This is a genomic window from Brevibacterium sp. S111 (assembly GCF_004745075.1).
GTDB lineage: Bacteria > Actinomycetota > Actinomycetes > Actinomycetales > Brevibacteriaceae > Brevibacterium.
Map to the genome: position 1 here is coordinate 306,223 of NZ_RHFH01000001.1, position 14,258 is coordinate 320,480.

Sequence of the window (14,258 nt, forward strand, 5' to 3'; positions counted from 1 at the left end):
GATCATGCGCCGGTCGGCACTCTCACGTTAGGATCGGCTGGAGACCCCAACCGTAGAGAAAGTGGTATGTCGAGAATGAACGCAGAACCGAACAGCATCGATGTCTGGGAGGCGTTCCTCGACCCGCAGGGCGACTATTCGCTGCCCGACTTCACCGCGGTGACCCCGGAGGCCCTGTTGACCGCGGTTCACACGGCGACCGATTTCGCCCGCGCCGAGGTGGCCGCCATCATCGCTGATGAAGCGGAGTCCACGTTCTTCTCCACCACCGTGAGGTTCGAGTCCGCGTCCGTGCCGATGACCCGCATCGCCTCCGTGGCCGCGGCCGTCGAGTCGAATCATCTGCGTCCTGAACTCACCGACGCCATCGCCGAGGTGTGGGAGGTCCTGTCCGCGACCCGCACCGAGATCCTGCTCGACGTCGACCTCTTCCACCGGATCGAACAGGTCTCGGTCACCGACCTCAACCCCGAGGACAAACGGCAGCAGGAGCTCACCGTCGAACTCTTCGTCCGGGCCGGTGCCCGCCTCGGCGAGGAGGGCCGGGAGCAGATGGCCACGATCGCGGCGGAACTGACCACGCTGGAGAACTCCTTCTCCCGCGCCCTGCAGCTCGATACACGGGAACTGGCCGTCCACCTCGGCGAGGTCGAAGCCCTGGCCGGGATGAACGAGGACCAGATCGCGGCAGCGGCGACTCGCGCGAACGAGCGCGGGGTCGACGGCTACCTGCTGCCGCTGAACAACTTCACGCAGCAGATCGTGCTCGAATCCCTCAACACGGCGCAGACCCGTCGGCACGTGCTGAACAATTCGATGGCCCGCGGGTCCCGCGGCGGCGACGGGGACACCCGCACCCAGGTCGCTGACACCACGGCGCTGCGCGCCCTGCAGGCGCACCTGCTCGGATACCCCTCGTATTCGTCGTTCGCCATCGACAATCAGACCGCAGGCAACCCCGATGCCGCCGCGGACATCGTCTCTTCCCTCATCAATGCCGCGAATGCCCAACTCGATGAGGAGCTCGCGCAGGTCAAGGACCGCTACGGCCTCGAAGCCGTCGCAGCCGAGGACGTCAAGCACTATCTGGCGAAGTTCCGGGCCGATGAATTCGGCATCGACCCCGACGAAGTGGCTAAGTACTTCGAGTTCGACACCGTGCTCACCGAAGGAGTCTTCCGCGCCGCGACCGGTCTCTACGGCATCACCTTCGCCCCTTATGACGGAGTCCGTGCCTGGCACGAGGATGTCCGCGCCTTCGAAGTCACCGATACCACCGAACGCCCCCTGGGCCTGGTGCTCATCGACCCGTATGCCCGAGATACGAAGCGCGGCGGCGCCTGGATGGACCAGCTGGTTCCGGCCTCCCGCCTGACGGGGCTGCTGCCGGTCGTCACTCTCTCGCTCAACCTCGCCAAGCCGGGACAGGGACGGCCCACCCTGCTCAACCCGACCGAGCTGACGACCTTCTTCCACGAATTCGGCCATGTCCTCCACGGACTGTTCGCGAACTCGACATACCCGTCGACGGCGGGTACCGCGGTACCGCGCGACTATGTCGAGTTCCCCTCCCAGCTCAACGAGATGTGGCGCTTCCACCCGCAGGTCCTCCCCCACTTCGCCAAGCACGTCGACACGGGTGAGCCGATGCCGGCCGAACTCGTCGACGCCCTCATCGCCAGTGAGAAGTTCGGGCAGGGCTTCGACACGATCGAATACCTCGCCGCGGCCATGCTCGACCTGTCCTGGCATTCGCTCGAAGCCGGCGAGCACATCACCGATGTGCTGTCCTTCGAATCCGAAGTGCTTGCCGCTGCCGGGTTCTCCCCGCTCGTTCCGCCGCGCTACCGGTCGACGTACTTCGGGCACATCTTCGCCTCCGGTTATGCATCCGGCTACTACTCCTACCTCTACTCCGAGGTCATCGCCGCCTGGGTGAGCGAATGGTTCGACGAGCAGGGCGGGCTCAGCCGCGAGGCCGGCGATGCCTTCCGCGAGGCCATTCTCGCTCCCGGCTATTCGGTCGACCCGATGTCGGCGATCGAACGCTTCTTCGGCACCCGCCCCGATGTCGGCCCGCTCCTGCGCCGCCGCGGACTCGCCGAACCCGTGACCGAGGCCGAGGCAGAGACCGAGGTTGAGGCTGAAGGTACTGAAGCGGATGCGAACGCGGAGGCCGGCGCGGGAACGGGTGCGAGCCTCGGCGCGGAATCGGTGGGTGAGTCGGACCCCGCCGAGGAGGTCACTGCCGAGTCCGGGCCCGGAGCCGCCTCGTCGAGCGGGGAGACGAAGATCCACCCCAACCATGAGGCGGTCGCGGCCGATCTCGTCGCCGCGGGCATCGAACCGCGCATCGAAATCTTCACCGAATCGACGCCGACCGCGGCGACCGCAGCCGAAGCTCTGGGTATCGAGGTCGGGGCGATCGCGAACAGCCTCATCTTCTCCGCGGCCGGTTCCCCGGTGCTCATCATGGCCTCGGGAGCCCACCGCGTCGACACCGCGCATGTGGCGTCACTCATCGGAGTCGACTCGCTCGACCGGGCGAGCAAGGAACTCGTCCGTGAGGCGACCGGTCACGTCATCGGCGGTGTCGCCCCCTGCGGTCATCCGGGCCCGATTCCCACTTTCGTCGATGTCACGCTCAAGGATTATCCTGTTCTCTGGGCCGGCGCGGGGACGCCGAATTCGATGATGCCCCTGACGTATGAGCAGCTGCTCACCGTCACGGGAGGGAAGGAAATCACCGTTGTCGCAGAAGAGTCCTGAGGCGGAGTCTGGGCGCTCGGCGTCGGAGTCCGAACGTTCCGAAGCGGAGTCTGGGCAGCCGGGTCGAGCAGTCGACTCGGCGGACACCGACACCACCTCCGCTGCACGCTTCGCAGCTTTCGCTTCCTCTCGGGGCCGCTACTATGCGGTCTTCCTCGCCGTGTTCTGCGCGGTGCTCATCATCTCGAACATCTCGGCCACGAAGGTCATCGGCTTCGGTCCGATCGTCACCGACGGCGGCGCTTTCCTCTTCCCCATCGCGTACATCCTCGGCGATGTGATCAGCGAGGTGTACGGCTTCAAAGCCGCCCGCAAGGCTGTGATCACCGGATTCGGCCTGCAGATCCTCGCGACCTTCGTGTTCTGGCTCGTACTCATCTCCCCACCGGGGCCCGGCTATGAGAATCAGGAAGCCTTCGCCGCGGTGCTCGGCTTCTACCCGCGCATCGTCGCGGCCTCGCTCGTCGGGTACTTCGTCGGCCAGCTGCTCAATTCGTGGGTGCTCGTGGCCGTGAAGAAGCGGATGGGCGAGTCGAAGCTGTGGGTGCGGCTGCTGACCTCGACGGGTGTCGGCGAGTTCGTCGATACGCTGTTGTTCTGCGTCATCGCCTTCGCCGGAGTCATCCCGGGCCTCGACTTCCTCAACTACATCATCGTCGGCTTCGTCTACAAGGTCGCCGTTGAGATCATCTTCCTGCCCGTCACCTACCGGGTCATCAAACTCGTCAAACGCCACGAACCCAGTTACGAGCTCGACCCCGCCGGCGCTCACTGAGGCGTCGTCCGTCGCATTCCGGCCGGCGCTCGAGGCTCAGGTCACGCGAAACTCGAAAAAGTCGTCGCCAGCGGCGTTGTTTTCGAGTTTCGCGTGACCTGAGACGCTGAAGCCCTGCTGGCCACGGCTGCCGGACCCGAGCTACTTCGAGTAATAGCGGCCGAGGACCTCGGACTCGAGTTCGTCGAAGCGGCCATCGATCATCGCCTGCCGGATCTCGGCGACGAGTGAGACGACGAAGTGCTCGTTGTGGATCGTGCACAGCGTGGAGAAGAGCATCTCCTTCGCCTTGTACAGGTGGCGCAGGTAGGCCCGTGAGTAGTTCTGACACGTGTAGCACGAGCAGTCGGGGTCGAGCGGGCCGAAGTCTCTGCGGTACTTCGCCCCGGTGAGGTTGTACCGCCCATCGCGGGTGTAGATCGCAGCGTTGCGGGCCACGCGGGAGGGTGAGACGCAGTCGAAGGTGTCGGCACCGGTCTTGATCGCTTCGAACAGGTCATCGGGTTCGGAGATGCCCAGCAGATGCCGAGGCTTGTTCTCCGGCAGCTCCTCGCACACCCACCGGATGATGATGCCGAGGTTCTCCTTCTCCAGTGCCCCGCCGATGCCGAAACCGTCGAAGTCCATGGCCCCCAGGTCCCTGGCGGCCTTGCGCCGCAGGTCTTCGTACTGCGCACCCTGGAGCACCCCGAAGAGCGCCTGATAGGGCCGGTGCGAACGCTCCTCGGTGAGCCGGAAGTGCTCGTCGATGCAGCGGATCGCCCACTGTCGAGTCCGTTCGAGCGATTCCTCCTGGTAGCCGCGGGTGTTGACGAGCGTGGTCAGCTCGTCGAAGGCGAACATGATGTCGGCACCGAGCTCGTGCTGCACCCGCATCGAGATCTCCGGCGTGAAGCGGTGCATCGACCCGTCGAGATGCGATTTGAACGTCACCCCGTCATCGTCGACGTTCGACAGCCTTTCCTTGCCCACGGCCACGAGTTCGTCGTTCTGCACCCCCGTCGACTCCATCGAGATGACCTTCTTGAACCCCGAACCGAGGCTCATCACCTGGAATCCGCCGGAGTCGGTGAACGTCGGCCCCGGCCAGTTCATGAACTTGCCGAGTCCTCCGGCCTCGTCGATGAGGTCCGAACCGGGCTGCAGATACAGGTGATAGGCGTTGGCGAGCACCGCCTGCCCGCCGAGCTCGGCGACCTCGTCTGGGCGGACGGCCTTGACCGTGGCCTTCGTGCCGACCGGAATGAACGCGGGAGTCTGAATGTCTCCGTGCGGAGTGCGGAGGAGCCCGGTGCGTCCACCCGTGTCCATGCGGGTACCCACCTCGAAGCCGAACTGCGAACGGTCGTTGATGGGCGCAGTCTCGGATGCTGCCGGAGATTCGTCTGTAGTCACCGGACAAGCTTAACTAAGTCCATGACCTTTCCGCAGATACGCACCCACGCCGAGGCGACCGCCCCCATCGTCATCGACGGCGGGTTGGGCACCGCGGCCGAGGACCGCGGCATCGACCTCGACCACGACCTGTGGTCAGCCGAACTCATCCGCAGGAACCCCGACGCCCTCGCCGAGGTGCACGCCGCCTTCGCCGCATCCGGTGCCCGGATCCTCACGACCGCGAGCTATCAGGCGACGCCGCTCGGCTTCGAGCGGGCAGGAATCGGTGCGGCCGAGGGCCGTCGGATCGTCACCGAGAGCGTGCGGATCGCCCGAGCTGCGGCGACCGCAGCCGCAGGCATCGAATCGGAGGGCACAGGCACAGCCGCCGCGACGCCGCACAGGGTGCCGGCCGCAGCGAACGCGAACGCAGGCGAGGCATCGGCTGCAGCCACGAGTGCCGGACCTGCACACATACTCATCGCAGGCTCCGTCGGGCCATATGGTGCCGCGCTGGGCGACGGCGGCGAGTACACCGGTGCCTACCGTCTCAACTCCGAGGAGTACGCGTCCTTTCACCGTCCGCGCATCGAAGCCCTCGCCGAGGCGGGTGCGGACCTGCTCGCCATCGAGACCCAGCCGCGTCTCGACGAGATCCGCGCGATCATGAACCTGGCCGAAGAGGTGGGTCTTCCTGCGTGGGTGAGTGTGACCCTACAGGCAGGCACGGACACGACTCCGCACGACTGCCCCACCCTGCCCGACGGATCGAGCTTGGCCGAACTCGCTGAGGCAGCGTCCGTCTCGGTGGCGGTGAAAGCGATCGGGGTCAACTGTGTGCGTCCTTCGATCGTCGCCCCGGCACTCGCGGAACTCGCGCGGCACACGCAGCTGCCGCTCGTCGCCTACCCGAACTCGGGCGAAACCTATGATGCAGCGGCACTGGCCTGGGCCGGTGAGCGCACGGAGGCGGGAACCAACTCGTCGCCAGTGGCGGGGGTCGAGACGTGGCCGGTCGCGGAGTGGGCCCGACTCGGGGCGCAGATCATCGGCGGCTGCTGCCGGGTTCGGCCCGCCGATATCGCGGTGCTGAGCGGCGGTCTGGAACCCACTGGCTGCCAAGGGCCGACCGGCGACCGGTGATCGACCGGAAACCGACCAGCCACCGGAGACCGACCAGCGATCGGCCGGGACCGATAGGAGACCGGTGATCGACCGGCGACTCAGCCCTGAACAGCGGCCGAGACGTCCTCGACGATCCGGCCCCTGAAGTCTCAGCCGAGCATCTTGCCCGGGTTGAGGATCCCCAGCGGATCCACGGCGGTCTTGATCCCATCCTGCAGGGAGCGCGCCCCCGCATCGAGCTCACGGACCAGCCAGTCCCGTTTGAGGTACCCGACCCCGTGCTCGCCGGTGATCGTCCCACCGAGGTCGAGCCCGAGCTGCATGATCTCAGCGAACGTCTCCTTCGCCTCGGCCACGCTCGCCTCATCCGAGGCATCGAAGAGCACGCTCGGGTGCATGTTCCCGTCACCGGCATGACCGGCCGTGGACACCTCGACCGTGTGCCTGGCATCGATCTCGGCCAGACGTGCGAAGAACTCGCCGAGGCGGGACCGCGGCACGCACACATCGTCGATGAGTTCGCCCCCACCGATCGTCGACACGTACTTCTCCAGCGCTGGCGACACGGCCCGACGTGCGGCGACGAAGAGCTCGGAGTCGGCGGGGTCGTCGGAGAAGAAGACCTCGCTGGCCCCCTGCTCCTCGGCGATGGTCTGGAACGATTCGAGTTCTGCCACTCCGGAGGCCCCTGGAGCGTCGGACTGCACGAGCAGCAGCGCACCCGCCTCATCGGGCAGACCGAAGTCCCCATAGGCGTTGACCATCGCCACCGTCGCCCCGTCCATGAGTTCGAGCATCGAGGGTGCGGCGCCGGAGGCCATGTACGCAGACACCGTTCGGCCTGCCGATTCCATGTCCGGGAAGATGCCGACCCCGGTCACCGGCAGCGCCAGCAGCGGTTTGAGCCCCAAGGTGATCTCCACGATGACGCCCAGAGTGCCCTCGGAGCCGATGAACAGGGCAGCCAGGTCGAGGCCGGCCACGCCCTTGGCCGTCTGACGGCCCAGCTTCGTCACCGTGCCATCGGCGAGCACCACGGTCAGCGCCCGCACATAGTCCTTCGTCACCCCGTATTTCACACAGCACATGCCCCCGGCGTTCGTGGCAACATTGCCGCCGATCGTCGAAATCGCCACCGACCCCGGATCCGGAGGGTAGGACAATCCGTGCTCGGCCAGGGCATGCTTGAGATCCTGGTTGATGACACCGGGCTGGACCCGGCAGGTCTGATCGACCTCATCGATGTCGAGAATCGCATCGAGCTTGGCGACATTGAGCAGAATCGCCCCATCGACGGCGTTCGCCGCTCCGGACAGGCCCGTCCGCGCGCCCTGCGTGACGACGGGGACCCGATGCTCCGCAGCGAAACGCATCACCGCCGCCACGTCATCGATGTTCGCGGCCCTGACCAGAGCCAGCGCAGCACCGGCCGGACAGAACAAGGCCTTGTCCGACGAGTAGGAGTCGATGACGTCGCGGTCGGTCACAAGCGCATCCGGACTGAGCACAGAGGCGAGCTCCGGCAGCGGCGCTTGCGTGTTCACAATCGGGCCCCCGTTCTCAGTCGAATCCCCGCTCCCGGTCGAATCCGCACTCACGGTCGAGTTCGCACTCGTCGTCATAGAGCGGCAGCGACCTTGAGCACGCGTTCGAGAGCCTCATCGGGTCCGATGCTCACCCGCACACCGCCCTGCAGACGACGCACGGCTACGGCCTGTTCAGCGCAGGCGCCTTCGAACGCGACTGCCGCCTCGGGGTCGAGGGCGATCCACACATAGTTGCCCTGTGCCTCGGGGACCGTGAGACCCAGCTTGCGCAGCTCATCGGCGAACCGGTCGCGCACCGTCGCAACCTGCTTGGCCCGCACGGCCACCTCGTCGATCCGAGCCAGAGATTCCCGAGCCGCGGCCTGGGCACCGGCGGTGACGGAGAATGGGGCGATGACCTGGCGCAGCGCCGAGGCGATCTCGGCATCGGCGATACCGAAGCCCACCCGCAGACCGGCCAGCCCATGGGCCTTGGAGAAGGTTCGGGCGAGGACGAGATTCGGATGCTTCCGCCGCGCCGCCAGACCATCGGCCGCCTCGCTGGCGAATTCGAGGTACGCCTCGTCGAGAACGACGATGACGTCCTCGGGCACCTCGGTGAGGAACCCTTCGAGTTCGGCATCGGTGATCGTCGGACCCGTCGGGTTGTTCGGCGAGCACAGCAGCACGAGCCGGGTCGTGTCATCGATGGCCGCGGCCATCGCACCGAAGTCGTGGCGACCGTCGTCGAGGAGGTCGACGGGGCGCTTCTGCGCACCGCGGGCGGCCGCGAGGATCGGGTACATCTCGAACGACGGCCACGGGTAGACCACGGACGTGCCGTCCTCGAGCGTGATGTTCGTCAACGCTGACAGGACTTCGGAGGCACCGGCGCCGGGGACCACCTCAGCGGGTTCGACCCCGAGGTGGGAGGCGATATCGGCCACGAGCGCGGCCGACGTGGGGTCGGGATAGTTCCCCGGAATCGCCGAGGCGGAGGCGACGGCGTCGAGGACGCCTGGCAGCGGCGGCAGGTGGTTCTCGTTCGAGGACAGTTTGTACGGAGTCAGGCCCGGGGAATTGACGGGAGGCTTGCCGGGGGCATACGGAGGGAACTCGGCCAGCGCGTCACGGAGAAGGAAACGTTTGGACATGTGCCCATATTTGCACACCTTGTGGCACGCGACACAGACTGTCTTGCCAAAGTGTCCGATCGGTCGGATCTGCACGGTTTTCGCGGACACCCATCCGCTGTGAGAATGCTCTCCCACCGCGGGCCCCGGTCGGCCCTGGTTACGGCACTGCGGCATCCGAAGAGTACGCTGAGAGACAACTACAAGCAGTCAGTGACGAGGAATGAGAGTCCAAATGCCCTCACCGCAGGAAAAGGTCGACGTCGTCTTGATCGGCGGCGGCATCATGAGCGCCACGCTCGGTGCCATGCTGACCGAACTTCAGCCCGACTGGGACATCCGTGTCTACGAGAAGCTCGACTATGTGGCCACGGAGAGCTCGGACCCCTGGAACAACGCCGGCACCGGCCACGCCGCACTCTGCGAACTCAACTACACCCCCGAGGACTCCAATGGTCATATCGACCTGGAAAAGGCCTCGAACATCAACCAGCAGTTCCATCACTCGCGCCAGTACTGGTCCCACCTCGTCGACACCGGTGTGCTCACTGACCCGAAGTCCTTCATCAACCCCATCGCCCACGTCAGCTACGGACGCGGCGACAAGGGACGCGACTACATCAAGAACCGCTACGAGCAGATGGTGCGCAACCCGCTGTTCGCGGATATGGAGTACACCGAGGATCCGGCCACCCAGGCCGAATGGCTGCCGCTGATGTTCGAAGGCCGCGGCCCCGGACAGGTCAACGGCACCTCGCGCATCCAGCAGGGCACCGATGTCGACTTCGGCGCTCTGTCGAGTCAGCTGCTCAGCTACGTCGCCGACAAGGGCGCGACCGTGCGCACCAGCCACCAGGTCACCGACCTCGACCGTTCCTCCGACGGCTGGACGATCACCGTCAAGGATCTGCTCTCGCATGAGACCCATCAAGTGGGCGCGAAGTTCGTCTTCGTCGGTGCCGGCGGCGGAGCCCTGCCGCTGCTGCAGAAGTCCGGCATCCCCGAGGGACGCGGCTACGGCGGCTTCCCGGTCTCCGGCTACTTCCTGCGCACCGCGAACCAGGATCTCGTCACCCGCCACCAGGCGAAGGTGTACGGCCAGGCCGCTCAGGATGCTCCCCCGATGTCCGTGCCGCACCTCGACACCCGTGTCGTCGACGGCAAGGACTATCTCATGTTCGGCCCCTACGCCGGCTTCTCGCCGAAGTTCCTCAAGAAGGGCCGTTTCACCGATCTGCCGTTCTCCGTGCGCGGAAACAACATCGCCACGATGCTCAATGTCGCCAAGGACAACACGGACCTCGTCACGTATCTCCTCGGTGAGCTCGCCGCGACGAAGAAGGCCCGCTTCGAGGCCCTGCACAACTTCATCCCCTCCGTCGACCCCAGCGACTGGGAGCTCATCCAGGCCGGTCAGCGCGTGCAGGTGATGAAGAAGGATCCGAAGAAGGGCGGTGTCCTTCAGTTCGGCACCGAACTCATCTCGTCCGCCGACGGTTCGCTGGCGACTCTGCTCGGTGCTTCACCGGGTGCGTCGACGGCCGTGCCGATCATGATCGAGCTGCTCAAGACCTGCTTCCCGCGTGAGTACGCGGGCTGGGAGAAGAACTTCAAGGACATGATCCCCTCGCTCGGCCGCGACCTCGCCGACGACGAGACGCTGCTCAAGGAACTCTCCGAGTACACCTCGCGGACCCTGCAGCTCATCTGAGTCGGTTCGTTCCAAGACTCAACTGCGCGCCGCCGAAACAGCGGAAACGACAACTGCTTGCCGGAATCACTTCCGGCAAGCAGTTGTCGTTTTCACGCTCGGTTCAGAGTTCGACCTGACGGTTGACGTCCTTGTAGAGCAGGTAGCGGAACCGCCCCGGTCCCCCGGCGTAGCAGGCCTGCGGGCAGAACGCGCGCATGGAGATGAAGTCGCCTTCCTGCACCTCGACCCAGTCGCCGTTGAGACGGTAGACGGCCTTGCCTTCGAGCACGTAGAGCCCGTGCTCCATCTCGTGCGTCTCCGCGAACGGAATGACCGCACCGGCCTCGAAGGTGACGATGTTGACGTGCATGTCGTAGGCGAGATCCTCCGGATCGAGCGGACGCGTCGTCCGCCACCGGCCGTCGGTGCCGGGCATCGGCGAGGGCTCGACTTCGGCCTCGTTTCCGAACTTCGCCTCCGGGGTCAGCCCGGCCACGGGCTGATAGCGTTTGCGCACCCAATGGAAACGGGCCGCCTCGGTGCCGGTGGACTTCGCGGACCACGTCGAACCGGCCGGCAGGAACGCGAACCCGCCGGGGGTCAGAGTGTGGGCCTGCCCCTCATGGGTGACCTCGAGCTGGCCGGCCATGACGAAGAGGAAACCTTCGACCTCGGGCTGCGGTTCCGGCTTCTCGGAGCCGCCGCCGGGAGTGACTTCGAGGATCGTCTGCGAGAACGTCACCGCTCCCCCGGCCACGGGTTTGCTCAGCACCCAGGACCGTGTCCCGGTCCATTCGGGAAGATTCGAGGTGACGATATCGCGCAGCACTCCGCGCGGGATGACCGTATAGGCCTCGGTGACCAGGGCGCGGTCGGTGAGCAGATCCGACTGCGGAGGGTGGCCTCCGGTCGGAGCCCAATAGGTGTAGGGATCGGTCGTCGTCATGGGCGGGGTCTCCTTCGGTCGGTGTGTTCTCAGTCCAGGGATCCGGTGCGGGCGAGCTGCCCGAGTTCGGCAAGGCTGAGGTTCGTGCGGGAGGTCACGAAATCCTCGGTGTGGGCACCGCAGACGAGTCCGCGGTCGAGGTAGCGGGCGAGCGCCTTCGCGGTCGCCGGTTCGTCGAGGACGGTCGAGTCCGCTTTGAACACATAGTTGTACAGGCGCTGGGCGGCCTTCGCTCCGCCTTCGCGGTAGAAGGCGAAGGTCGCGAGGAACCGGGTCGGCAGCTGATGCGGGTGGAGGTCCCAGCCCTGGTAGATTCCGCGCTTGAGATGGCGGCGCACGAGGCTGGCGTGCAGTGCCCACCCGTGGTGGACCTCGGCGGGTTCGCCCAGCGGGAGGATGTTCGTCGAACCGTCGGAGAGGTGGACCCCGGTGCCGGCGACGGCGAGCATCATCTGGTTCTTCGCGAAGTCCGCGACCGGGTGGTCCATGGCCTGGTAGGCCGCGGCCACACCCAGCGACGCAGAATAGTCGTACGTACCGTAGTGCAGAGAGGTGACCCGACCCGCCCCCACATGCAGGGCCGGGGCCAGCGGCACGGTGCCATCGGCGCCGAGGATGAGCTGCGGGGTCTCGACCTGGATCTCGAAGGTCAGTGTGCCTTCGGCCAGGCCGTGTTCGGCTTCGAGGCTGCGGCAGGCGATCACCATGGCGCGCACCTGGTCGATCGTGGTGACTTTCGGCAGGGTGAGGACGAGGTTGTCCGGCAGCTGCCCGCCGGCCTTGACGAGTTCGGAGAGGAAGAGGTCGAGGGTGCGCAGCCCGCGGGCTCGTGTGTCCTCCTCCATGCACTTGAAGCGGATGCCCACGAACGCCGGTGCCCCGGTCTCGCTGCGCCCGGCCACCGCGTCGCGGGCGGCCTGGATCACCCACCGGTCTTCGTTCTCATCGCCCTGATCGCCGAACCCGTCTTCGAAGTCCAGGCGCAGGTCCTCGATCGGTTCGCGCTCGAGCTTCGCGGTGACCGCCTCGGCGAGCATTTCGGCTTCCCGGGCGACCTGATGGAGGCTGGGCATCTGCCCGGCGGGGCCGGGGCCGGCTTCCTTGCGGGCGGCGGTGATGACGCGTTCGGCCAGTTGGAGCATGCCCCCGTGGGCCTCGACGCATTCGAGCGCCTGCTGGCCCCACTGGTACGGCAGGTCCGGTGTCGTTCGGTCCCCGGGCACGTAGACGGTGTGCACGGGCTGGCGCACATCCCGTTCGCCCGGATAGCTCCGCTTCAGGAGCTCATCCGTGTCCCCCAGCAGTGAGTCGATATCAGCCAGTGTTGATCGTTCCACTTTCACATTCTCTTTCTCTGCACAGGATTCAACGGCGAGGCGGCGATGCCGGGCCTGTGTTCATTGTCTCTCATTCCCCGCACCTGGGCACGGCGACTCTCGGAGCGGCCGCGCTCCGTTCAGGACGAAACCGCCGCGACCGCCTCGGCGACCTTCGCCGCGACCTCGGGGTCGAAGACCGAGGGGACGACGTAGCCGGGGTGGAGTTCGTCCTCGGGGATGCACGAGGCGATGGCGTCGGCGGCCGCGACCATGATGTTCTCGTCGATGTCGGTCGCCTCGGCGTCGAGCAGGCCGCGGAAGATGCCGGGGAAGGCGAGCACATTGTTGATCTGGTTCGGGTAGTCGCTGCGTCCGGTGGCGACGACGGCTGCGTACTTCAGCGCCTCGGCGGGGTCGACCTCCGGGTCGGGGTTGGCCATGGCGAAGACGAGGGCGTCGGAGTTCATCGCCTGGATGTCGGAGCCGTCGAGGACGTTCGGGGCAGAGACGCCGATGAACACATCCGCGCCGACGACGGCTTCCTTGAGGGATCCGTCGAAGCCTTCGGGGTTCGTGTTCGCCTGCAGCCACTTCTTGTGCTCGGTGTCGACGGTCGAGTGCGGGCCGATCGCGCCGCCTCGTCCGCAGGCAATGATGTTCGTGGCCCCCGCGACCTGGAGGAGTCGGATGATCGCGTTACCGGCCGCCCCGACGCCGGAGACGACGATGCGCAGGTCCTCGATCCTCTTGCCCACGACCTTGAGTGCGTTTTTCAGTGCGGCCAGGGTGACGACGCCGGTGCCGTGCTGATCATCGTGGAAGACCGGGATGTCGAGCTCTTCGCGCAGTCGGGCCTCGATCTCGAAGCAGCGCGGGGCGGCGATGTCCTCGAGGTTGATGCCGCCGTAGGCCGGGGCGATGGCCTTGCAGATCGCGATGATCTCCTCGGTGTCCTTCGTGTCGAGGGCCACCGGCCAGGCGTCGACACCGGCGAACTGTTTGAACAGCACGGCCTTGCCCTCCATCACGGGCATGGCCGCTTCGGGGCCGATGTCACCGAGTCCGAGCACCGCGGTGCCGTCGGTGACGACGGCGACGGTGTTGCGTTTGATCGTCAGCCGCCGGGCATCGTCCTTGTTCTTCGCGATCGCCTGGCACACGCGGGCCACGCCCGGGGTGTAGGCGCGGGAGAGATCATCGCGGTTGCGCAGGGGCACCTTCGGGGCGGATTCGAGTTTGCCGCCGAGGTGGAGCAGGAAGGTCCGGTCCGAGACCTTGTGGACCTCGACCCCGGGCAGCTTCTCCAGCGCGTCGGAGACCTCACCGGCATGGGCGACGTCGCGGGTGTCGGCGCTGACGTCGATGGTCACCGTGTGCGGGGTGGATTCGACGACGTCGAGCGCCGTGACTCCCGCACCGGTGGCCGCGGCTGCGGCCACGAGGTCGGACGTCGACGACTCTCCGACGGTCGTGCCGACGCGCAGGGTGATGGAGTATCCGGGACTGGTTGCGGCCATGGGCAATATCCTCTCTGATATTGATTTTCCGTATTACGGACATTATCTTCTACCTAGTGGAAATTCTAGAGGTTATTC

At 66.2% G+C, this 14,258-nt stretch carries 10 protein-coding genes; 4 read left to right on the top strand and 6 right to left on the bottom strand.

All coding sequences use genetic code 11. From position 1 onward, the window contains the following. The first annotated feature begins 75 nt into the window (after positions 1-75). Positions 76-2,769: a M3 family metallopeptidase gene (locus EB836_RS01515; RefSeq protein ID WP_135537339.1), complete on the top strand. Its 2,694-nt coding sequence runs from the start codon at positions 76-78 to the stop codon at positions 2,767-2,769. Next, complete coding sequence (locus EB836_RS01520) at positions 2,750-3,544, top strand: queuosine precursor transporter (RefSeq protein ID WP_240689535.1); 795 nt, start codon at positions 2,750-2,752, stop codon at positions 3,542-3,544. The genes EB836_RS01515 and EB836_RS01520 overlap by 20 nt, the downstream gene beginning before the upstream one ends. 141 nt (positions 3,545-3,685) lie before the next feature. Here EB836_RS01520 and tgt read toward each other — a convergent pair whose 3' ends face one another. Beyond that, a complete protein-coding gene (tgt, locus tag EB836_RS01525) occupies positions 3,686-4,939 on the bottom strand; it encodes a tRNA guanosine(34) transglycosylase Tgt (protein ID WP_205683267.1) in 1,254 nt (417 codons plus the stop codon). A gap of 21 nt (positions 4,940-4,960) precedes the next feature. Here tgt and mmuM point away from each other — a divergent pair, with 21 nt between their 5' ends. Then, a complete protein-coding gene (gene mmuM, locus EB836_RS01530; protein WP_135537340.1) occupies positions 4,961-6,064 on the top strand; it encodes a homocysteine S-methyltransferase in 1,104 nt (367 codons plus the stop codon). 131 nt (positions 6,065-6,195) lie between these two features. Here the strand turns inward: mmuM and EB836_RS01535 are convergent, their stop codons facing one another. Continuing rightward, the gene (locus EB836_RS01535) at positions 6,196-7,590 is read right to left on the bottom strand and encodes an FAD-linked oxidase C-terminal domain-containing protein (protein ID WP_240689536.1); all 1,395 of its coding nucleotides are present in this window, start codon (positions 7,588-7,590) and stop codon (positions 6,196-6,198) included. Positions 7,591-7,664: 74 nt separating this feature from the next. Continuing rightward, positions 7,665-8,726: an aminotransferase class I/II-fold pyridoxal phosphate-dependent enzyme gene (locus EB836_RS01540; protein ID WP_135537342.1), complete on the bottom strand. Its 1,062-nt coding sequence runs from the start codon at positions 8,724-8,726 to the stop codon at positions 7,665-7,667. Between the two features lie 214 nt (positions 8,727-8,940). Between EB836_RS01540 and EB836_RS01545 the strand changes: the two genes are divergently transcribed. Next, complete coding sequence (locus tag EB836_RS01545) at positions 8,941-10,416, top strand: malate:quinone oxidoreductase (protein WP_135537343.1); 1,476 nt, start codon at positions 8,941-8,943, stop codon at positions 10,414-10,416. Between the two features lie 103 nt (positions 10,417-10,519). Here EB836_RS01545 and EB836_RS01550 read toward each other — a convergent pair whose 3' ends face one another. The 3 genes from EB836_RS01550 to EB836_RS01560 all read right to left on the bottom strand — a co-directional run bounded on the left by EB836_RS01550 (position 10,520) and on the right by EB836_RS01560 (position 14,180). After that, positions 10,520-11,344: a bifunctional allantoicase/(S)-ureidoglycine aminohydrolase gene (locus EB836_RS01550; RefSeq protein WP_135537344.1), complete on the bottom strand. Its 825-nt coding sequence runs from the start codon at positions 11,342-11,344 to the stop codon at positions 10,520-10,522. Positions 11,345-11,373: 29 nt separating this feature from the next. Next, entirely contained in the window at positions 11,374-12,681 is a 1,308-nt protein-coding gene (locus EB836_RS01555; RefSeq protein WP_135537345.1) for an aldolase/citrate lyase family protein, read from the bottom strand. A 119-nt stretch (positions 12,682-12,800) separates the two neighbouring features. Beyond that, positions 12,801-14,180 (bottom strand): NAD-dependent malic enzyme, encoded by a 1,380-nt coding sequence (locus tag EB836_RS01560; protein ID WP_135537346.1) that lies wholly within the window; start codon positions 14,178-14,180, stop codon positions 12,801-12,803. Positions 14,181-14,258 lie beyond the last annotated feature (78 nt).